Here is a 21,970-nt window from a genome sequence, read left to right on the forward strand (position 1 = left end):
GGTGCTGTTACAGGAAAAGGGAAACAGAAAACGGAGCTAATAAAAAAACCGCCAAAAAAGGAATACCATAAAAATGATATCTCTTTTTTGTAGATAGCTCTTCATACATACACTTCTGTACATATGACAGTTCTGTTTCTATTCGAAAACAGCCCCAATCGATAAATGCAGAGAAAATTATCGATTTCGGCAATACTTCCTTTCATCTAATTTCATAGACATCTCTGTGTCTCCATTAGAATAATCATAAGTATCGCAACCTCTATCTCACGTTTTAGGCGAGAGTGTTTGATTTATGAAGTTGTTGGTAACATTTGTTTTATAATAATTTAAATTTTTCGGGGAATCAAGTGTTTTGTATAAATTTTAAAAATTCTTTCTTTTCTTGAAGGAGTTTGTGAAAACTGTAGCAAAATAAATTCATAGCATGTACATTAAATTTATAGTGCATAGGAGGTGGAAGAATGAAGGGGAAAAAGCCTATTTATGTTTCGGCAGAAATGAACACAACAATGGAAAAAATATGGGGATATACACAGGAACCAGATATACATACAGAATGGGATGCTCGCTTTACTGAAATTTCGTATTTAGAGAAAAAAGAAGGAGAACCGCAGAAGTTTTTATATAAAACTAAAATTGGATTTGGACTCGAAATAGCTGGTGAAGGGGAATCGATAGGTGAAATAAGAAAAGAAACGGGTGAAAGAATTTCTTCTTTAAAATTTTGGACAGATAATAAATTATCACTTATTCAAATAGGGCGTGGTTATTGGAAGTATACACCGCGTGAAGAATACATTCATTTTGAGACGCAATATGATTACGATACGAGGTTTGGTCGTATAGGAAATGTAATAGATTTCTATATGTTTCGTCCGTTATTAGGCTGGGCGACTGCTTGGAGTTTTGATGCGTTAAAATTATGGATAGAAAAGGGACTTCATCCGAGATTACTAATTAGAAGAACGATGACATATTGGCTCGTATGTTTTTTATTTGCTTTTGTATGGATGTATCAAGGAATAGTGCCGAAACTATTGTTTACTCATTCAGAAGAAGTAAAAATGCTATCTGTGATGATTGGTTCAACTGAACATAGTATTTTTGTACTTAAAATAATTGGATTACTAGAACTTATTTTTGGTGTCATATGGTTGTTGCCATTTCAAAAACGAAAAGTATTTATCGTACATATTTTTATGTTAATAGCCTTAACGATAGCGGCGGGTTTTACGAATATCGTAAGCTTTACAGAGCCGTTTAATCCAATTACATTAAACGTTCTACTAATGGGGTTATCAATTGTCGGTTATATAAATAGCACGAATTTGCCAAGCGCAAAAAATTGCAAGAGGAAGAGAAAGGGATAATGTATGGCTAATATGTATGAAAGACTATTAGGGGATTCTTATAAAAAGCTTCATCCAAAATTACAGAAACGCTATGAAATTACAGAAGAAAATAGCTTTACTGGAGAAGGAAATATGGATGAAATTTACGGAGGTTCTTTTTTCGTGAAATTGATATTAAAAATTGCATCGAAGTTTAGAATGTTTTTCTCTGAGCGGGGGAAGGAAGTGCCATTTACAATACATAATACCGCTGAGCGAGATGAACATGGAAATGAACTTGTGCGGTGGAATCGTACTTTTTATTTTCATAATAAAAAAAGATATTTTAACGCCGTTATGCAGTTGGATGAAGAGAATAATGAAATTGTAGATTATTTTGGTGAACCGCACATACTTGTTTCTACGTTGGATTTTCATATTGATGAGGTGGGGGCAATACATATTTCTTCAAAGAAACAATGGTTCTACATGTTTGGAAGAAAATTCCTGTTACCTAGATTTTTATACGGAGAGGCCAAAATTGTGGAAAGTTATGATGAAACACTACAATGTTTTCGAATTCATGTACAAGTACGCAATCCGTTAATTGGTTCATTATTTTCATATAAGGGAACATTTGTGGAGAGGAAATAAATGTTATGAAAAATATAATAGTTGGGCTTGCTTGTTATATTATTTTTCTAATATGTGAGTGGTCAAATATAAACCCAGTGGAAGCAATTATATTATTATCTATTTTGTTATTTATACCGATGTCATTTTGTATCATTGATAAGAAAACAAGAAATGGATCGTATGTATCTTTTTATAAATTTGTATCGCTGTTATATCCAATCGCAGCAATTAGTGCAACGTTAGCTTTCGTAACAAATCACTATTTCTTTGCGATACTTTGGTTTGTATATACAGGAATTATTGCGTTATTTGGTGTAAGTAGAGTGCTAGAAAGAGGATGGAAACAGTTAGAAGAGACAGCTATTGATAGTGCGTTTATTTATTTGTTTCTAGGTGGTTTTTGGTTTTTTGCTTCAGTAGCAAAGCTTTCCATTATGCACTTTAGTTCTGACATTGTTTTGCTTACCGCTGCACACTTTCATTATTCGGCATTTCTATTGCCGTTATCAGCTGGTTTAATTGGGAGAAAAAGAGAAAAAAGAAGTAAAGTATATGATGCTATTATGTTTGTCATCGTCATTTCACCTATGACAGTTGCAATAGGGATTACGTACTCAAGAGTATTTGAATTTTTTGCAGTGTTCCTATATTTATGTGCTATTTATGGTTATGGGATTTATGTTTGGCGCACGAAATTTAATGCTATCAGTGCAAAGATTCTCCTGATCATATCGTCTAGTACACTCATGGTAACAATTATGTTTTCACTTATATATTCGTATGGGAATTTGAAACATGTACTGATGATTACAATTGCTCAAATGGTTTGGATTCACGGTGTTGTCAATGGAATTGGAGTAGCGTTACCAGCATTTGTCGGCTGGATGATTGAAAATAGTGCCCCGAATTATAAATATTACGGGAAACCAATGAGCGGGTTAAGAGGAAATGCGACAGTTGGTGAAGCATTTTTACATAACAGAAATTTAATAGATAGCAAGGAATACAAAGGTTTAGTTGATAAAATGAATGATTTTCATAGTGAGGCATTTGACGTGACGAAGATTCCTTTAAGTATTACTCGTTTTTATGAAAATACAAAAGAGTATGAGTTACAATCGCATATTAAGTGGGCTCGTTGGTTTCGTCCGGTTGCATTTTGCTATGAGAAAATGAGTAAGCGTGTAGGACAAATACATTTAGGAATGGGCGGTAAGTGGGAAACGATGCATGGCTCTATCGTTGGGATAATAGATGAGAAAGATGGAAGGGAGAATGTAAGGGCTTGGCTAAGAAAAAATGAAGCAGGAGAATCTATTTTTGTAGCTCTTTACTCAAAGCACACATATAAGAGCGAGACATATATGAATATTGCATTACCTTTACCATATTCGAATATGACGGGGGTTTTAAAATTATGTAATAAGAGTAATGATTTCATTATTACTAGTAAGTTGAGAAAAAATGGTAAGGGGGATGAGGGGATTTATTTACATACTCGTTTCTTTACAATACGTTTACCGTTAGCAGAGACTTTTATTATGAAAGAGTGCACGGATCAACTACTAGAAGCAAATCATAGAATGTGGATATTTGGAGTTAAGTTTTTAGAAATTGATTATGAGATTAAGAAAATAGAGAAGAAGTAAAAAAACTTGGAGAGATTCCAAGCTTTTTTTATGTATGCGTAATTGTCATAGTAACTTGTTTATCTAAGTCTCGGTCCCAAACGCGTTGAATTTCAAACGTACCTTTTTCAAAAAATAATGGGAATCTTTCTTTAAACCAATCTTGCATAGGAAGATTTAATGCTGTTTCGATTGGTACCCATAATAATTCGCCTTCAGGAGGATTCAAAAGGAGTTCACCTTCAAATGAATCTGTCCAATAGTTAAATACCATATATCGAACATTTTCTTTCGGATTTACGTATTCATCTAATCCCTTAAAAGTTAAATTTGAAACAAGTAATCCAGTTTCTTCTTTTACTTCTCGTTTAGCAGCTTGGACGATACTTTCTGGAAAATCTACTTTACCGCCAGGAGCGATATAACCAGGGAATCCTAGATGATCGGGGCGCTGTATTAGCAATACTTTGTTATTACGCTGAATCATACACATTGTATACATACGGTGTTCTATATCTTTCCAATCCTTGCTCATGGGAACCTCTCCTCTTATAAAATAAGAATCTTATAGTTTTTAACTATAGTTATATATGACAAAAAATACAATAATAATACAAATTTATACAAATTTCAATTGACTATTACTAATTTTCAGAACTATAATTAGTCTGTTATATAAATACATTGTACTTGAGAGGGGAATATATTCTATGAAAAATAGAATAATTGCAGCAGGATTAATTGCAGCTAGTATATTAACTTATTCATCTAGTAGTTTCGCACAAACAAAAAAATTTCCAGATGTCGTAGCTAAACATTGGGCAGAAGATTCTATTTACTATTTAGTAGATAAAGGTGCAGTTACAGGTAACGATAAAGGAATGTTCGAGCCTGGAAAAGAAATCACTCGTGCAGAAGCAGCTACAATGATGGCTAAAATCTTAAACTTACCAATCGATAAAAATGCTAAACCATCTTTCGGTGATTCTCAAAACGATTGGTACACTCCATTCATCGCAGCTGTAGAAAAAGCTGGTGTTGTTAAAGGGAAAGGCCCAGGCGTCTTTGACCCAACTGGGAAAATTGACCGAGTTTCAATGGCATCTCTTCTTGTAGAAGCTTACAAATTAGAGTCTAAAGTAAACGGTACTCCAGCAACTAAATTCAAAGATTTAGAAACATTAAACTGGGGTAAAGAAAAAGCTAACATCCTAGTTGAATTAGGCATCTCTCTTGGTACTGGTGAGAAGTGGGAGCCTAAGAAAACTGTAACGAAAGCAGAAGCAGCACAGTTTATTGCAAAGGCTGACTCACTTAAAGTAGGTAATCCTTTAGTAGAACAGATGATTATTATTGATCCAGGTCATGGAGGAACAGATCCTGGGAAAGCAACACAAGGATTACATGAGAGTGATATTGTATTAGATACATCTAAAAGATTACAAAGTTTAATAGAGAAACATACTCCATTCCGTGTGATGTTAACACGTGAAACAGATATTCGTCTTGGTGAAAAACAAGGAGAAGACCTTAAAAATCGTGTGGATTTCGCGAAAGAACATAATGGAGATATTTTTGTAAGTATCCATGCAAATGCTTCTCAAAAACATGATGGACATGGAACAGAAACTTTTTATTATAAAGGATCTGAAAAGAAAGAATTAACTGAGCGTGAAAAAGATAGTTATATGTTAGCTGATAAAATACAAAAGCGATTAGTTAAAGCTCTAGATACAAGAGATCGTGGTGTGAAACCAGAAGACTTTTATGTACTAAGAGAAAATGAGATGCCAGCAGTACTAACGGAGCTAGCATTTTTAGATAACAGCGCGGATTATGAGAAGTTAGCTTCAGAATCTGGAAGACAAATAGCTGCTGAGGCAATTTATGCGGGTATTTTAGATTATTATGAGTGGAAAGGTTTTGATGTTTCAAAATCTCGTTTAACGAAATAACAATGTTGATTGTTAAGTCCATCGTCTATATAGAGGTGGGCTTTTTATGTAAGTTTTTGTGATTTTATATCGGAATAAAAAGATATATCGTATTATGCTGATTATGAATAAAATAAAGGTAGATTAGTTTATTTTTATCACGTATACTTTTACTGTTGACTAATTAAGAGTTTGTTAGTTTAATAGGGAAAATTATACGATAAAGGGAGGCAAGTTAACACGGTACAAGCATATAGAAAACGTGTTAAACAATTTATGAAAAAAGTTATTTCTAATGTGTTAGCAGTGACAGTCGCACTTCAAGTAGTGCTGGCTCCAGCAACTTCGTTTGCATCTACAAAAGAGTTTCCAGACGTTCCGAAAAATCATTGGGCACTTGAAGCGATTACTGATTTAACGTCAAAAGGGGTTATTGCAGGTTACGATAATGGTAAATTTGGCTTTGGAGACGTTGTAACTCGTGAGCAAGTAGCAGCATTAATGTATCGCGCATTAAAACCAGAATTAAAAAGCGATTATAAAAATCCATACTCTGATATTAGCGCAGGAACGACGATGTTCCCAAAAGAAATTTTGGCATTAACAGATATGGGGATTTTCGTAGGTGATGGTAAAGGGACGTTTAGACCGAAAGAATCATTAACTCGTGCTGAAATGTCTGTTATTTTGCAAAGAGCATTTAAATTAGAAGTAAAAGCACCACATACATTTAATGATATAGATGCAACACACTGGTGGGCAAAAGAAGCAATTAGTGCATTGCAATCCAATGGTGTATCGGTAGGGAATGGGCTTGGAGGATTTGATCCATCGGGTGTATTAACACGTGAAAGCTATGCACAATTATTATATAAAGCGATGCAAATTAAAAATGATGTTCCTGTTGAACAGCCATCGTATATTAATTTAGACGTAACTTTGCCATCTAACGTAACGGCACTAGAGATTGATAATTTCATTAAAAAATCGCATTCGGATAGTCCACTTATTGGAACTGGTAAAGATTTTATTCAAGCACAAAATGAGTACGGTGTGAGCGCACTATATTTAGCTGCACATGCAATCTTAGAATCTGCGTACGGTAAATCAGAAATTGCATATCGTAAACATAATTTATTTGGTTTAAGAGCATATGATCGTGACCCATTTGCATATGCAAAATATTTACCGTCATATAAGGAAAGTATTTCTTACAATGCTGATTATGTAAGGAAGAACTACTTAGAAGAAGGTGCAAATTATTTCAGCGGTTACACATTACCTGATATGAATGAAAAGTATGCAACAGATAAAGAATGGGCTGGCAAAATCGCTAATATTATGGAGCGTATTAAACCGTTTAACAAGAAAGATTATGAAAATGTAAAACGATTACCGAAAAATCCTAATACATTAAATGTAGAGGCATTAGGAAAAGACATTCCATATAAAGATTATGCAAAAGATGCAACAGGTACTGTTCAATTAGTAGGCTCTTACTATCAAGTGCCATATCCATTTGGCTATACAATTAAGAGTGTACCGAATGTTACACAAAATGAAGTTGGAAAATTAGAAAATGGTAAGAAAGTAAATGTATATCGTGAAGATCCAAACGGTTGGGTAGAATTTTCATTTGAAAATGCTCAAGAAAAGTATTGGACATTGAAGAAGAACTTAAAATTATAAATAAAAAAGGTGTTTTCATTTATGAAAACACCTTTTTTATATTTTTACCAATAATTTAACAGTTTCATATATAATTAAAATTATTGAAGATTGAATTTTCTGTTTTATAATCGATATTAACTTAATTTGAAAAGAGGAGAGAGGTATGCAAGGAGAAATACGAACAGAGAAAAATGTAAGTTATATTGGTAAATTGTTATTGCCGGTCAAAGTGTCACCATATATTAATATTTTATGGATTGGGCAATTATTTTCGACTTTAGGTAGTTCGATAACGATGGTTAGCTATTGTCATAAGTGGCGAGATAACGATTATAACACTAGTTATATTAGTACTTGTAACAATGGGAGTAGCATTATGTGTACCAAGTATTCGACGAGTTGATTGATGATATAAGGGAAAGGAGAATAACTTATATGATTATAGAAAACTTGAACGATATAGTAGCAAAGGAATTGGTCAGCCAATACACTTTGCAGGAAAAGGTCTTTGAAGCAAAAAATTTCACAATCTATATCGCCACCCATAGAGAAAATAAGCTAACATATAATCAACTAGTATTAGTAAAACATCTTTGTAACGAAAAGCCTTCCGTACATATTTGGGACAAGAAAATTAGTACGGAAGCAACAGAACTAGAAATCACAAAAGAAGTAACAGAAGCGATTCAATCTGGTTTTGTAAATGAAGAATAAGCCCTAATCAAATTAGGGCTTATTCTTCATTAAACACAAATGTTTGTTTCATTTGTTCCCCCTCATTTACCGGATGACCGTTGTATGAGAAATTTTTTTCTTCCCAAGTAATGACGACTTTAAAATTATGGCTATTAAAGTCTAAAGGGAATACGATGTAGTCAGAGCTTGTTTGACTTTTAGAAACGTTGCTATTTAACGTAGTAGGATTAAAAGTAGCTTTAGAGGTAGGAGTGTTATCAAGTATTTCCACTGATACATTTGATACATCATTACCGATGTTTTTTACGAGTAAACTATATGTATCATATACACCCTGTTTTGGCTGCACTGCTTGCTTGTTTGCGTTATGAGATTTGTCAATTTCGATATACCACTGTTTAGACTTTGATTCAATTGGTAGTGAGTGAAATGTGTATGCACTAGCTTGTATTGGTAGTGCGAAACAGATTAGTGCAAAGAGAGAAAATATTTTTCGTTTCATCTTTAAAGTACTCCCATTCTGTAACGGATTTATTTGTTATTATCTTCTTTTTTTGAGAGGGTATACCATAATTCAATTGTAAAAAAATATAGTCTCTCTTTGTGAATAAGATGGAGATATTTCTCTTGGGCTAACCAATCGACTGCAGCAATTGCGTGATGGATTGGAACGATGTATTTATTCATAAAAGGGAAACCGTATGTTGTTTCCTTAATTCCCGCGAAAGTCATGCAACTCATGACTTTCATTTACATTTTAAATGCAAAAATTGGTTTTAATATTCCGTTAAACACATCTTATATGGTAGGTGCGGTTATTACCGTTATGTTAACTGCTGTATTCTTTATAAAAGCTGTGAAAAATAAAAATGAGAATATTGAAGTAGATGTGCAATTAGAGAAGGAAGCTGTGTAGAGATTTTTCTACACAGTTTTTTCTAATGTGAAAAAATTTCCAATAATATGTTAAAATAACATTGTCATACAACAAGGGGGATTTGTTTTATGGAAAATGGATATCTTGCTAAAGTAGATGTAACGAAAAGAATTGAATCGAAATCTAAGTACAATAAGAGACTAGAAAAATATCAAAGGCGCTTATTAGCATTGCAGCAAATTGTAAAAGAAGAAAAAATTGCGGTTATGCTCGTTATGGAAGGCTGGGATGCGGCTGGAAAAGGCGGAGCGATTAAGCGAGTGACGGAACATCTTGATCCGCGCGGGTTTCAAGTAAATCCAATTGGAGCACCAGCACCTCATGAAAAACGGTACCATTACTTGCAACGTTTCTGGCGAAAACTTCCTCAGTACGGGCAAATTACTATTTTTGATCGCTCATGGTACGGACGTGTGTTAGTGGAGCGTGTTGAAGGGTTTGCTACAAAGGAAGAGTGGACGAGAGGGTATGATGAGATTAATGATTTTGAAAAACTATTAACAGATGATCATTATATAATCGGGAAGTTTTTCTATCATATTAGTAAAGATGAACAATTAAAGAGGTTTAAAGATAGAGAGAACAATCCTTTGAAAAGATGGAAAATTACAGACGAAGATTGGCGTAACCGTGAAAAGTGGGACGAGTATGTTGAAGCAATGGAAGACATGTTTGAAAAAACAAATAAGCCAAATGCGAAATGGGAAATTATCGAAAGTAATGATAAATTGTATGCTCGTGTGAAAACGTTAAAAATCATTATTGCATTAATTGAGGATTATTTCTTAGAGCATGGTATAGAATTACCTTCGTATTATTATGAAATGAAAGAGGGTAAGACAGAAGGTTTTGAAGCTAATCAAGATGAAGTTGTAAAATAGTACAAAGTTTGTATATGAAATATAAAGTAGAGCTACCCTGTAATTTTGAACAATAAAATTACAGGGTGTTCTTTTATTTAGAAACATTTTACAATTAATAGAATAGGGTATATAATCAATAATCATATTAATATTGTTAATATGATTATTGATTATATACTATGTGGGGGTCTTATTTTGAAGGGAAGAGATGTTGTTTTAGGTTTATTGATGGAAAAAGAATTGTCTGGTTATGATATTAAAATTGTGTTCGAAGACGTATTTACTCATTTTTTTGATGGGAGTTTTGGAATGATCTATCCAACGTTACGACAGTTGGAAAAAGAGGGGAAAATAAAGAAAGAGGTTATTATGCAAGAAGGGAAACCGAATAAGAAAATGTACTTTATTACAGATGAAGGGCGTGAAGAGTTTTATCAATACATGCAAACAGATGTAGAGAAAGATGTTTTACGTTCAGATTTTTTAATGAGGATGTATTTTGGTAATTATAGCGATGACAAGGCGATAAAAAAATGGATTGAGGACGAAATTGAAAGGAAAGAGGTATACATTGCGGATCTTCGTTTGAAATATGAAAAGTGGAGAGAAGGTATTACTTTTGTTGAGGAAATTTCACTCGATTTAGGTATTGCATCATATAGTGCTCAAGTAGAGACATTGAAAAGAAAACTAGAGCAACTAGAAGTAAAAAAACACAATAAAACAGAAGAATGAAAAACACGTTCATAATAAATAAAGGGGTAGATGAACATGGAGCAATCAAAGGGTATTAAGATTGTCTTTTTAATGTGCTTAGGTATATTTCTTTGTATGATTGATACGACAATTATGAATATAGCTTTACCGGCCATACAAACGAGTGTAAATACTTCATTAGAAAAGATGTCTTGGATATTAAATGTTTATACGATGACGATTGCAGTACTAGCCATTCCACTAGGACGGATAGCTGATATTTTTGGGAAAGCAAAGATGTATATTCTTGGTTTGATAATTTTTGGTGGTGGATCAGTGCTTTGTGCTTTTGCTAATACGGGCGATTTTCTCATCTTTTCTCGTTTTATACAAAGTATTGGTGCAGCAATTTTATTTCCGACAAGTATGGTAATCGGCGTTTCAGCAATGCCATTAGCAAAGAGACATGTTGCACTTGCAATTTTAGGGGTAACACAAGGACTATCAGCTGCAATGGGACCAGTAATAGGTGGAATTATTACACAAAATTTCGGTTGGAGATGGGTGTTCTTCATAAATGTTCCTATTTGTATTCTTGGAATCATTTTATGCTGTATTATGCTGCAAATAAAAAATGAAGAACGTATTATCTCAAAAATAGATTGGGTAGGACTACTATTAAGTAGCACAGCAATTTTTTCTTTTACTCTCATATTAGTAAAAGGCAATACATGGGGATGGCAAAGTAATATTGCTTTGTCTTGTTATGCAATTAGCACTATTTCTCTTATTCTATTTGTTTTAGTAGAACGAAAGATTCATAATCCAATGGTGAATTTAAAGTTATTTCAAGATCGAATGTTTGTCGGAGCGTCTATCGTTGTCATATTAAGTAATTTATTTTTAATTGGAGTTACTGTATTGCTTCCGACGTTCTTGACGAAAATACAAGGCCGAACGGAAATTGAAGCAGCTTTTTTAGTGACACCTATTTCAGCAATGATATTTTTTGTCTCACCAGTTGCAGCAACTTTAATTAAAAAACTCGGAAAAGTAACTATTATTTTGTCAGGCTTTCTTGTTATGGGTTTCTCTTATTATTGGTTGCAAATGATTGATGTTAATTCAACGAATATTGAAATTATTATTCCATGTATGATATTAGGTGTTGGGTATGGTTTAGTAGTAGGTCCAATTACAGTTTTAAGTGCTTCTTCGTTTGAAGGGGAATTATTAACCGCTTCTCAAAGTGTTGTCTCGATGTTGCGGCAAGTAGGAATTGTATTAGCAGTTGCAATATTTGTATCTAACTTAACGCACAATTTAGCTGTAAATAAAGAGAATGTATATCGTTATGCAGAAGAAAAATTGCATAATATTCATGTGAGTAGTGCCCAGCAGGCTGAGATATTAGAAATAACAAAAGGAAAAATAGAGAACCAAAGTATAGAAACAAATGTAGAAAAACATCAAAATGAAACATTTGTAGGGTTAAATAAAGAGAAACAAGATGCATTAATTCACCAAAAAGTGGATGAAGTATTAAGAGAAATTCCAGTAGAATATAGAGATGTAAAAAGAGAAGAAGTTATGAATCAAGTGACAAAAGAAGTTGAAAAACAAGAGGAAAGTATAAAGAAAGAAGTACTCGCATTTTCGGATGATGTGAATCACTATGCTCAAAATCAGATGGCAATGAGTTTTACAGATTTATATAAAGCAAGTGTGCCGATTATCTTAGTTTTTGCTTTAGTAAGTTTGTTATTTTGGGAAGGAAAGGCTTTGAGTAAAAGAAGGGAAAAAAGGATAGTAGGGGGATTGTAAGGGAAATAGGCTAAATATGAATTTCACCCTAATTATTGAAAGTTGGTTATTAACAAAGGAAAGAACTCCATGGACGAAACGTGAATGGCGAAGTTCTTCCCTTTGTGCTTATAGGCATATGTGTCACTATCATTTAAGTATTTACTCTCATTCATTATCAGCCAAAATCAAAGATGAACTGAATAGTATGAATAAGTATTTTTACATACAATGAATAGGTACGTATCAAGTTCAAATATAGGATGCATAATATTATTTTTATAGGATTCTACATAAGTTTTCAAGGGGGGCTTTATAATATGTCTATAAAACATATAAATCTGGTGACAAGATTTTTTATAGAATTATTTGCTCTTGCATCACTATGTTATTGGGGCTTTCAATTTTTTGGGGATGTATATGGGAAATATGTTTTTGGTATTGGTTCACCACTACTTTTTGCGATAATATGGGGGCGGTTCATTGCACCTAAAGCATCATTAAAATTGACAGAACCATATAGGTTTATGTTAGAAATCATATTGTTTGGAGTTAGCTCTGTTGCTCTATATACTGTTGATCAAATAACCTTTGCTATTATTCTTGCAGTGTTATTTATAATAAATCGCACTTTAATCATTGTTTGGAAACAATAAATTTACTACGGTATCTATATAAAATCATATGTTATGTAGTTTTTTTATTATATTATTTAACTTTAATAATACAGAAGAGTAGTGTTAAAACTTAGGGGATTATTATTTGAAGTGGAGGAGCAATAAAATATGAATAAATTTAAGAGTTATAAATTGGGGATTTTGCTGTTCTATAGTACATTAACAAGGGGGATTAGTTTTATAGAGAGGGTGAGGAAATGATAGATACAGCAGATGCTTCAATAAGTAATCATATATATACAGAAGAAGAACAACAAAAATTATACAAAAGAACATTACTAATCGTAAGTATTTCACAAATGTTCGGTGGAGCAGGGTTAGCTGCCGGAATTACAGTAGGTGCACTTCTTGCGCAGCAAATGCTTGGGACAGATGCATATGCAGGGTTACCAGCTGCTATGTTTACAATGGGATCTGCGGTAGCGGCTTTCTTTGTTGGGAAGTTATCACAAAAACATGGTCGTCGCATAGGGCTTGCAGGAGGTTTTATAGTAGGTGGAATAGGGGCTATTGGAGTTGTGGTGGCAGCTTTAACAAATAGTATTATTCTTTTACTAGTTTCTTTACTTATATATGGCGCGGGCACAGCTACGAATTTACAAGCACGTTATGCTGGAACCGATTTAGCGAATAAGAAGCAAAGAGCAACTGCTATTAGTATTACGATGGTAATGACGACCTTTGGTGCAGTCGCAGGTCCAAATTTAGTAGGTGTAATGGGAAGGTTTGCTCATTCAATTGGAATTCCTGAACTTGCTGGTCCGTTCATATTATCGGCAGCAGCATTTATACTAGCTGGTCTTATTCTATTTGTTATGCTTCGTCCAGATCCGTTACTTATTGCTAATATGATAGAAACATATAAACAAGAGCATACATATAAAGGGCAACCAGTAATAGAAGAAGCAACAGAAAATAAACGAGGTATTACAGTTGGAGCTATCGTAATGATACTTACGCAAATCGTGATGGTTGCGATTATGACGATGACGCCAGTTCATATGGGACACCACGGTCATGCTTTAAGTGCAGTAGGTCTTGTAATTGGTTTTCATGTAGGTGCAATGTATCTTCCGTCTCTCGTTACGGGAATGTTAATTGATAAAATTGGCAGAACTACGATGAGTATAGCTGGTGGAGTGATTTTACTAGCAGCAGGTGTCATAGCGGCGATAGCGCCAAGTGATTCTTTAATACTATTAATTGTTGCTTTGTCTTTACTTGGATTAGGATGGAACCTCGGTTTAATCAATGGTACGGCTCAAATTGTTGATGCAACTATACCTTCCACACGTGCAAAAACACAAGGGAAAATAGATGTGTTTATTGCGCTAGCTGGAGCTTCAGGTGGAGCGATGTCAGGAATGGTAGTGGCAAATTCAAGTTATGCGGCATTGTCATTAGCTGGAGGAGTTTTAGCTTTCATGCTTATTCCTGTTGTGATATGGACTCGGACAGGTAAATAAAATTAAGATAGTAGAAGCAGCGTTCAAAGGGAGGTAATCAATCTTTGAATGCTGCTTTTTTGTAGTTAGTTGTATAAAAGAAAAATGTTAGTTTAAATCCCACTCCACAATAAGCCCTAAATGAGTAAGACCACCACCAAACCCGTATAGTAAAAGTGTGTCTCCGTTATTTAATTTCCCTTCTTTTCTAGCTAAATCTAGAGCGAGTGGAATAGAAGCTGAAGATGTATTCCCCATGTATTTTACACTCGTTAAAGTATTTTGAATTGGAATTTCTGTTTTCTCACAAATAGATTCAATCATTCGTAAGTTAACACTGTGTGGTATGAACCAGTCTATATCATCTATTTGCATATTGGCGGTATGTAATAGTTCTTTTATACCTGCTGGTACCGTACGTGTTGCCCATTTATATACTTCTCTCCCATTCTGAACGATTTTTTCATTTGTTTGTAGTGGTGTACCATTCATAGTAGTAGATAAGTTTGTTCTGTATAGATGAATGCCACCAGCACCATTTGTTCCCATATGAGCAGCGATAAAGCTTGGTTTGTTTTCATCTCTTTCTAATAAAATAGCTCCAGCACCATCACCGAATAAAATACAGGTCGTTCTATCGGTGTAATCGGTAACTTTTGATAATGTCTCTGTCGCTACGACAGGTACTTTTTCATGTGATCCAGAAGTGATTAAGCTATTAGCTACGTGTAGTCCATATGTGAAACCGGCGCAAGTTGCATTTAAATCAAAAGCTAGTGTATGGGGGATGTTGAAGTGTTGTTGTATTTGACATGCGACACTAGGAAAAACATAGTCAGCAGTTGTTGTAGCGACGATGATACAGTCGATATCTTCTAAGTTCTTTTTAAATGTTGTACATAAATTTTCAATTGCGTTAATGGCTAAGTGTGAGGAGTATTCGCCTTCGCTAGTAATCCTTCTTTCCTTTATTCCTGTTCTTTGTACAATCCATTCATCAATCGTATCGATCATTTTTTCTAAATCATTATTAGATAATATTTGATTTGGAACATGAGTACCAATTGCAGTAATACGGGATTTAGAATGCATGGGAACATCTCCTAACTTTTATTTTTATAACCGGATACTAATATCAGGTTATAAAAATGTCAATAAAGACTTTTGTTGTATTGAAACGATAATGCTTAACTTACTATGAAGGAATTTGGTGAGTGTTGTAAAAATAATATACGAGAAGTTTCAAAAATTGATAATGGGGGGAGTTGAGCTCCTTGAAAAGGATTTTATACATGGTTTCTGTTGTCATTATTTATAGCTTTATTCTTATTATTTTTCCAGAGAAATCTCATGCTTGTGATTGTGTTAACGTATCAGCAAAAGATGCATTTCAAAAAAACGATGTAGTGTTTGAGGGGAAGGTAATTGAGGTTGGAAGGAAAGAAGGGGGTGGAATTGAAGTATTATTTGAAGTGAAGGGAATTTGGAAAGGGACAACATCTTCGCAAATTATTGTATATACAAATGGTGGTGATTGTGTGTTTCACTTTGTAGAGGGAGGAGAGTACTTAGTATATTCTTCTCAAAGAGGATCAGACAAACAATTATACACACATAGTTGCAGTAGAACGAAGAGATTAGATGAGGCAGGGGCGGACAAAGTGGCTTTAAGTCAAATTGCAAAAGAGTCTGTTCCGACGAAGAAAGTGGATTTGAAAGGAGAAATGGTGAGTGATTTAAGTTGGTGGCAAGTTGTTACTCTTTCTATAGGTCTGTTACTGATAGTAGCTCTTGTGATTTTTATTGTAAGAAGAATGCGCAAAAAATGACGATTAAAGTAAAAATACAAAGATTTTCTTTCTGTTTCTATAGGTGGTTTAATCTTGTGAAAGCGAATTACTTATGCTACACTTTATGTAACTTAAAATGAACGGAGGGGCTTCCTTTGATCTTAATCAGATTACGTCTCAATACTTTGTGCCAATAATTGAATAGCGCTCAAAGGCTCTGTCTGTGTACAGAGTGAACGGGATTGGTCTGCCTATTTTAAAGGAACCCTTTATTAAGCTTATATGTGAAAAAGAGGGAGGGACGAATACGCCCTCTTTTTGTTTTGCCTTTATAAATAGAATGAGATCGTATAGGTGAACACTTATTGTGGATGCGTTATATGATCATGGGACTTTTTGACTATGAGATAGGATGAAAGTATAACTTTCTTCTATTTCTTTGGTGAACCCTTATCCGTTTACGAAAACACAGGCAGTAACCTGTGTTTTTTATTTTACGTAATCGAAATGGAGGAATAAATATATGGAAGAATTATTACAAAGAGCAGTTTTAGTTGGAGTGAATTTAGGTAATGAAGATGATTTTGCATATTCAATGGAAGAGCTAACAAACCTTGCAGAAGCTTGTGATGTAGAGGTAATTGGGCAAGTGACGCAAAATTTACAACGAGTAAATCCTTCCCATTATATTGGAAAAGGAAAGATTGAAGAAGTAGCAGCGTATGTAAATGAAGTAGATGCGAATATGGTAATCTTTAACGACGAATTATCTCCTTCACAAATTCGAAATTTAGAAGCGGATTTAGATTGTAAAGTAATTGACCGTACCATATTAATTTTAGATATTTTTGCGCAACGTGCGAAAACGAAAGAAGCACAGTTGCAAGTAGAGGTAGCGCACCTTCAGTATATGATGCCTCGTTTAATCGGTCTTCGTGAATCGTTAGGAAGACAGAGCGGCGGAGTTGGTACGAAAAATAAAGGTGTCGGTGAGAAGAAATTAGAGTTAGATCGTCGTAAAATTGAAGAACAAATTTCAGTTTTAAATAAAGATCTAGAAGCACTTGTTGCCCAGCGTCAAACGCAGCGAAAGCAACGTAAGAAAAATGAAGTACCAGTTGTAGCATTAGTAGGCTATACGAACGCCGGAAAGTCAACGACGATGAATGCAATGCTTGAAATTTACAATGGTACTGAAGAAAAACAAGTATTTGAAAAAGATATGTTATTCGCGACGTTAGAAACATCTGTACGAAATATTGATTTGCCAGATAACAAATCATTCTTATTAACAGATACAGTTGGATTTGTAAGCAAATTACCGCATCACCTTGTAAAAGCTTTCCGTTCAACATTGGAAGAGGTAGCTGAAGCAGACCTACTTATTCACGTTGTAGATTACGCAAATCCAAATTACGAACAATTAATTGATATTACAAATGAAACGTTAAAGAAAATTGGAGTAGAAAATATTCCAACCATTTATGCTTATAATAAATCAGATATGGTAGACGTTGAAATTCCGAAAGTACAAGAAGACCGGGTTTATTTATCAGCGAAGAAACATGTTGGGATAGAAGAGCTTGTCGAAATGATTCGTTCACACATTTATAAAGAGTATACGAAGTGTGAAATGTTAATTCCGTATGATCAAGGACAGGTAGTTTCTTATTTCAATAATCATGCGCACGTTTTATCTACAAGTTATGAAAACGAAGGTACGAAACTAGAAGTAGAATGTAAGACGAGTGATTACGAAAAGTATAAGCGTTTTGCGATTTAATAAAAAAGGCGATCCTAATATATGTTAGGATCGCCTTTTTCTTATTCTGTAATAGAAGCCCACTTATAAGAATAAATTCCTGCAAATGGACGAATAACAACATCTTTTACTGTTGGACGTTCTAAATATACAAGTCCTGATTGGAAGATTGGAGCGATAGCTGCATCATCTTCCAGTAATATTTTCTCAGCATCTTGGAACGCTTTCCAACGTGCTGGTAAATCAGTTGCTAAAGTAGAGCTCGTTTTCTCAATTAATTCGTCGTATTGTTTGTTTGAATAGCTCATTTTATTAAATGGTCCATCTGTGACGAACATATTTAAAAATGTTGTAGGATCAGGATAATCTGGTCCCCATGTAGAAAGTGAAATTTCAAAATCACCATTTCCTTCACGATCTAAAAATGCTTTTACTGGAAGTGGCTGTAATGTGATTTTTAATCCAGGTAAGTTTTTCTCCAATTCACCTTTTAAAAACTCGCTAATTTTTTTATCGTTAGACTCATCAGTTGTTATGATTGAAAGAGAAGCGTTTTGTAAATTTGTTTCTTTTTTCGCCGTTTCCCATAGTGTTTTAGCTTCTTTCACATTTGTTTCTACTTTTACATTACTTGTACTGCGAAAATCTTTGTTATCAGGTCCTTTTACGAATCCTTTCGGAACGAATGCATTCGCAGGTATAGAACCATTATTTAAAATCGTTGTTGCGATTCCTTGTTTATCAAAAGCGAGCGAAATAGCTTTTCGAGCATTTTTGTTTGCTAATAAAGGATTCTTTTGGCTAAATCGGAAAAACGTCATAGAAGGACGTTCCATTTTCTTTAAGCTCGGATCTTTTTGATATTTATCAACAAACTCTGAATTAATCGTAATTCGGTCTACTTGTTTGCTTTCAAATAAATTAACGGCTGTGGAAGTATCTTTTACGATATTTACATTAATTTCATTTAACTTCACATTTTTATTATCCCAGTAGTTCGGGTTTTTTGTCATTTTATAACTTGTATCATGTTTCCATTCACTTAATTGGAACGGCCCGTTATAAACTACATTTGCAGCTTCAAGTCCGTAATTTTTCCCTTGTGCTACTACAACTTTTTGGTTTTGAGGATAAAATGTTGCAAATCCCATTAATCCTAAAAAGTATGGAACAGGGTGTTCTAACTGTACTTCAAGCGTTTTATTATCAATCGCTTTTACACCAAATGAATCAATTGGTAATTCTTTTTTATTTATTTTTTCTGCATTTTTAATATCGAACATAATATGTGCGTATTCAGAAGCAGTTTCTGGATTTATGGCACGTTTCCATGCATATTCAAAATCATGAGCAGTCACTGGATCACCATTTGACCATTTGGAGTCGTGTAATGTAAATGTATATGTTTTTCCATCTTCGCTCAGTTTGTATGATTCAGCTGCTGCAGGAACAGGTTTATTGTCAGGACCAGGCATATATAATCCTTCCATTACGTTGTTTAATGCAGCGTAAGAAAACCCATCAGTTGCGATAGATGAATCAAGTGTAGAAATTTCCCCAGCTTCTACAATGTTTAATACTTGTTTTGAAGATTCTTTTTTCTTTTCTCCGGTAGTTGTTGCCTCTTGTTTTTGACCACATGCTGTTAAAAGTATAGATAATGTGATTGAGAGTGCAACGATTCCTTTAGATTTTTTCTTCATAGTTGTCATCCCTTCCTTCATCTCTGTCCTAGTATAAAAGAAAATATAGAAAATTTCTATAAATAAATCCGATAAAACTTATAGAAAAAATATATTATTTCTATAAGTGATATTTCTGGAAAAAGAAATGAAACCAGTATAGAATATAAATGTTTCAAAAGTCAGAATTTATTGAGGTTAAAGTTTTACTTTATTACACTTGCTGTAATAAATATATATATTGTACAGGAAGGAGAAATACACGTATGCAGGCAGTTTCGCAAAAAAACACTGTTGAAACACCGACGATATATCGAATACTATTTGCAATTAGTTTCGGTCATTTTTTAAATGACTCGATGCAAGCAGTTGTGCCGGCATTGTTTCCTATTTTGGAAAAAACGATGAATTTATCCTATATGCAAGTAGGGTGGATTGCGTTTGCATTAAATATGACGTCATCGATTATGCAGCCGTTTTTTGGTATGTATTCGGATAAGAAGCCGTCACCATTTTTATTACCACTCGGTATGTTTTCGAGTATGCTTGGGATGATTGGACTTGGGTTTGCACCGAACTTTATTATTGTTATTATTTCTGTTTTATTTATCGGATTAGGTTCCGCAGTCTTTCATCCAGAAGGTGCTCGTGTTGCTTATATGGCAGCTGGTGCAAAACGGGGTTTAGCGCAAGCGATTTATCAAGTGGGAGGAAATACAGGGAATTCCCTAGCTCCTATTTTTACAGCGTTAATTTTCGTTCCGCTCGGCCAAATTGGTTCTTTAGGTTTTACAGCATTTGCAGCGGTAGGAATTGTATTATTAATTTTCGTATCAAATTGGTATAGGAATGAATTAGCAACTGGCGCTGTGAGAAGAAAAAAGAGGGCTGCGCTTGAGGCGGAAAATGCGATTGTAAGTACACATATTAAATTTGTTATTCTACTTCTTGTTTTTCTTACCTTTGTACGTTCTTGGTACGGTGCTGGTATCGGGAATTTTTATCAATTTTACTTAATTGAGCATTACGGTTTATCTATAAAAAATGCCCAGTATTTCGTATTCGCATTTATGATTGCCGGTGTATTAGGAACTTTCTTTGGTGGACCGTTAGCAGATCGATTTGGAAAGAAAACAATTATTGTATTTTCAATGCTAGGTTCGGCACCACTCGCCCTTTTATTACCTCACGTTTCGCTAGTGTGGGTTGTACCGCTATTTTTATGTATCGGTTTTATTAGTTCAAGTAGTTTTAGTGTAATTGTTGTTTATGCGCAAGAGCTTGTTCCTGGAAAAGTAGGGATGGTATCTGGATTAATTGTAGGGCTTGCGTTTGGACTAGGAGCTTTAGGATCTGTAGTACTTGGGAAATTGGCTGACATATATAGTCTACAATTCATTATGTTACTATGTAGTTGTCTGCCATTAATTGGACTTACTTCTTGGTTATTACCAAATGATAAGAAAACGATAGAATAGGGGATGCACTATGAAATTATGTGAAAATGTTACAGAATTAATAGGAGATACACCTGTCGTCCGATTATCTAAATTTATTCCAGAAGACGCAGCAGATGTGTATGTGAAACTAGAAATGTTTAATCCATCACGCAGTGTGAAGGACCGCGCTGCCTATAATTTACTGCACGTTGCAGAAGAGCATGGTCTCATCAAACCAGGAGATACAATTATTGAACCGACAAGCGGAAATACAGGAATAGGCTTAGCAATGAATGCAGCTGCGAAAGGGTATAAAGCGATTTTAATTATGCCAGACAATATGTCAAAAGAGCGTATAAATTTATTGAAAGCATACGGAGCAGAAGTAGTTTTAACACCGGCAGAACAAAGAATGCCAGGAGCAATTGCGAAGGCGTTAGAACTGCAAAAGCAAATACCAAATAGTTTTATTCCGCAACAATTTGAAAATCCAGCAAACCCGAATATTCATCGTTATACGACTGCACTTGAAATTTATGAACAAATGGATGGCGAGCTTGATGCATTCGTAGCAACGGCAGGAACTGGTGGAACTATTACAGGTACTGGGGAAACGTTAAAAGAGAAACTACCAAACTTATATATTGCAGTAGTAGAACCGAAAGGATCTCCCGTTTTATCAGGCGGTGTTCCAGGTCCTCATAAACTAGTAGGAACAAGTCCAGGGTTTATCCCGAAAAATTTAAATACAGAAGTGTATAACGAAATTATTCAAATTGCAGACGAAGAGGCTTTAACGACAATGAGAAACTTAGCAAGACAAGAGGGGTTATTAGTTGGACCATCTTCTGGAGCTTCTGTTTATGCAGCGATTATGATAGCAAAACGATTAGGCGCTGGTAAAAAAGTTTTATGTATTGCACCTGATACGGGAGAACGGTATTTAAGTATGGGATTATTTGAATAAAAATGATAGA

19 protein-coding genes, 2 pseudogenes and 1 riboswitch are annotated in these 21,970 nt (G+C 34.4%); of the genes and pseudogenes, 17 read left to right on the forward strand and 4 right to left on the reverse strand.

Annotation, left to right across the window (positions count from 1 at the left end; genetic code table 11):
* Positions 1-86: 86 nt before the first annotated feature.
* Positions 87-273, reverse strand: a riboswitch (Lysine riboswitch).
* Between the two features lie 191 nt (positions 274-464).
* Genes MKX31_RS07035 through MKX31_RS07045 form a run of 3 tightly spaced genes read left to right on the forward strand, consistent with a single transcriptional unit; the run spans position 465 to position 3,619 of the window.
* Entirely contained in the window at positions 465-1,373 is a 909-nt protein-coding gene (locus tag MKX31_RS07035) for a DoxX-like family protein (protein WP_064476465.1), read from the forward strand.
* 3 nt (positions 1,374-1,376) lie between these two features.
* Positions 1,377-1,988 carry a DUF4166 domain-containing protein gene (locus MKX31_RS07040; protein WP_340980422.1) on the forward strand — a complete coding sequence of 204 codons (612 nt, stop codon included), beginning with the start codon at positions 1,377-1,379 and terminating at the stop codon, positions 1,986-1,988.
* 5 nt (positions 1,989-1,993) lie between these two features.
* A complete protein-coding gene (locus tag MKX31_RS07045; RefSeq protein WP_103655435.1) occupies positions 1,994-3,619 on the forward strand; it encodes a YndJ family protein in 1,626 nt (541 codons plus the stop codon).
* A 28-nt stretch (positions 3,620-3,647) separates the two neighbouring features.
* Here MKX31_RS07045 and MKX31_RS07050 read toward each other — a convergent pair whose 3' ends face one another.
* Positions 3,648-4,133 (reverse strand): 8-oxo-dGTP diphosphatase, encoded by a 486-nt coding sequence (locus MKX31_RS07050; RefSeq protein WP_098091023.1) that lies wholly within the window; start codon positions 4,131-4,133, stop codon positions 3,648-3,650.
* Between the two features lie 175 nt (positions 4,134-4,308).
* Here MKX31_RS07050 and MKX31_RS07055 point away from each other — a divergent pair, with 175 nt between their 5' ends.
* From MKX31_RS07055 to MKX31_RS07070, 4 genes and pseudogenes are all read left to right on the forward strand, one after another.
* Positions 4,309-5,553: an N-acetylmuramoyl-L-alanine amidase gene (locus tag MKX31_RS07055; protein ID WP_098111224.1), complete on the forward strand. Its 1,245-nt coding sequence runs from the start codon at positions 4,309-4,311 to the stop codon at positions 5,551-5,553.
* 255 nt (positions 5,554-5,808) lie between these two features.
* Positions 5,809-7,221 (forward strand): S-layer homology domain-containing protein, encoded by a 1,413-nt coding sequence (locus MKX31_RS07060; RefSeq protein ID WP_103655436.1) that lies wholly within the window; start codon positions 5,809-5,811, stop codon positions 7,219-7,221.
* Positions 7,222-7,366: 145 nt separating this feature from the next.
* A pseudogene (locus MKX31_RS07065) lies at positions 7,367-7,504 on the forward strand (MFS transporter); the annotation flags it as partial.
* A gap of 134 nt (positions 7,505-7,638) precedes the next feature.
* On the forward strand, positions 7,639-7,917 hold the full coding sequence (locus MKX31_RS07070; protein ID WP_098111222.1) for a hypothetical protein: 279 nt from the start codon (positions 7,639-7,641) through the stop codon (positions 7,915-7,917).
* 19 nt (positions 7,918-7,936) lie between these two features.
* On the opposite strand, the gene MKX31_RS07075 is transcribed toward MKX31_RS07070, so the two are convergent.
* Entirely contained in the window at positions 7,937-8,401 is a 465-nt protein-coding gene (locus MKX31_RS07075) for a hypothetical protein (RefSeq protein ID WP_064476458.1), read from the reverse strand.
* Between the two features lie 111 nt (positions 8,402-8,512).
* On the opposite strand from MKX31_RS07075, the pseudogene MKX31_RS07080 reads away from it, so the two are divergent.
* The 6 genes and pseudogenes from MKX31_RS07080 to MKX31_RS07105 form a co-directional block, all read left to right on the forward strand.
* A pseudogene (locus tag MKX31_RS07080) lies at positions 8,513-8,815 on the forward strand (carbon starvation CstA family protein); the annotation flags it as partial.
* Between the two features lie 89 nt (positions 8,816-8,904).
* The gene (locus tag MKX31_RS07085; RefSeq protein ID WP_064476456.1) at positions 8,905-9,717 is read left to right on the forward strand and encodes a polyphosphate kinase 2 family protein; all 813 of its coding nucleotides are present in this window, start codon (positions 8,905-8,907) and stop codon (positions 9,715-9,717) included.
* Between the two features lie 177 nt (positions 9,718-9,894).
* Positions 9,895-10,434 carry a PadR family transcriptional regulator gene (locus tag MKX31_RS07090; RefSeq protein WP_098103673.1) on the forward strand — a complete coding sequence of 180 codons (540 nt, stop codon included), beginning with the start codon at positions 9,895-9,897 and terminating at the stop codon, positions 10,432-10,434.
* A gap of 36 nt (positions 10,435-10,470) precedes the next feature.
* On the forward strand, positions 10,471-12,219 hold the full coding sequence (locus MKX31_RS07095) for an MFS transporter (protein ID WP_340980426.1): 1,749 nt from the start codon (positions 10,471-10,473) through the stop codon (positions 12,217-12,219).
* A gap of 299 nt (positions 12,220-12,518) precedes the next feature.
* Positions 12,519-12,854: a YrdB family protein gene (locus MKX31_RS07100; protein WP_064476453.1), complete on the forward strand. Its 336-nt coding sequence runs from the start codon at positions 12,519-12,521 to the stop codon at positions 12,852-12,854.
* 218 nt (positions 12,855-13,072) lie between these two features.
* The gene (locus MKX31_RS07105; RefSeq protein ID WP_340980428.1) at positions 13,073-14,341 is read left to right on the forward strand and encodes an MFS transporter; all 1,269 of its coding nucleotides are present in this window, start codon (positions 13,073-13,075) and stop codon (positions 14,339-14,341) included.
* Between the two features lie 87 nt (positions 14,342-14,428).
* On the opposite strand, the gene MKX31_RS07110 is transcribed toward MKX31_RS07105, so the two are convergent.
* Positions 14,429-15,412, reverse strand: coding sequence for a ketoacyl-ACP synthase III (locus MKX31_RS07110; RefSeq protein WP_064476451.1), 984 nt, complete (start codon positions 15,410-15,412; stop codon positions 14,429-14,431).
* A gap of 182 nt (positions 15,413-15,594) precedes the next feature.
* Here MKX31_RS07110 and MKX31_RS07115 point away from each other — a divergent pair, with 182 nt between their 5' ends.
* On the forward strand, positions 15,595-16,149 hold the full coding sequence (locus tag MKX31_RS07115; protein ID WP_064476450.1) for a hypothetical protein: 555 nt from the start codon (positions 15,595-15,597) through the stop codon (positions 16,147-16,149).
* A 484-nt stretch (positions 16,150-16,633) separates the two neighbouring features.
* Entirely contained in the window at positions 16,634-17,893 is a 1,260-nt protein-coding gene (hflX, locus tag MKX31_RS07120) for a GTPase HflX (RefSeq protein WP_061673188.1), read from the forward strand.
* 41 nt (positions 17,894-17,934) lie between these two features.
* On the opposite strand, the gene MKX31_RS07125 is transcribed toward hflX, so the two are convergent.
* Positions 17,935-19,575 carry a peptide ABC transporter substrate-binding protein gene (locus MKX31_RS07125; RefSeq protein ID WP_064476449.1) on the reverse strand — a complete coding sequence of 547 codons (1,641 nt, stop codon included), beginning with the start codon at positions 19,573-19,575 and terminating at the stop codon, positions 17,935-17,937.
* A gap of 245 nt (positions 19,576-19,820) precedes the next feature.
* Between MKX31_RS07125 and MKX31_RS07130 the strand changes: the two genes are divergently transcribed.
* Complete coding sequence (locus MKX31_RS07130; RefSeq protein WP_064476448.1) at positions 19,821-21,032, forward strand: MFS transporter; 1,212 nt, start codon at positions 19,821-19,823, stop codon at positions 21,030-21,032.
* A 10-nt stretch (positions 21,033-21,042) separates the two neighbouring features.
* Positions 21,043-21,960, forward strand: a complete 918-nt coding sequence (gene cysK, locus MKX31_RS07135) for a cysteine synthase A (protein ID WP_064476447.1) — start codon at positions 21,043-21,045, stop codon at positions 21,958-21,960.
* The last annotated feature ends 10 nt before the right edge of the window (positions 21,961-21,970 follow it).

Source organism: Bacillus sp. FSL M8-0063, from assembly GCF_038005545.1.
GTDB lineage: Bacteria > Bacillota > Bacilli > Bacillales > Bacillaceae_G > Bacillus_A > Bacillus_A wiedmannii.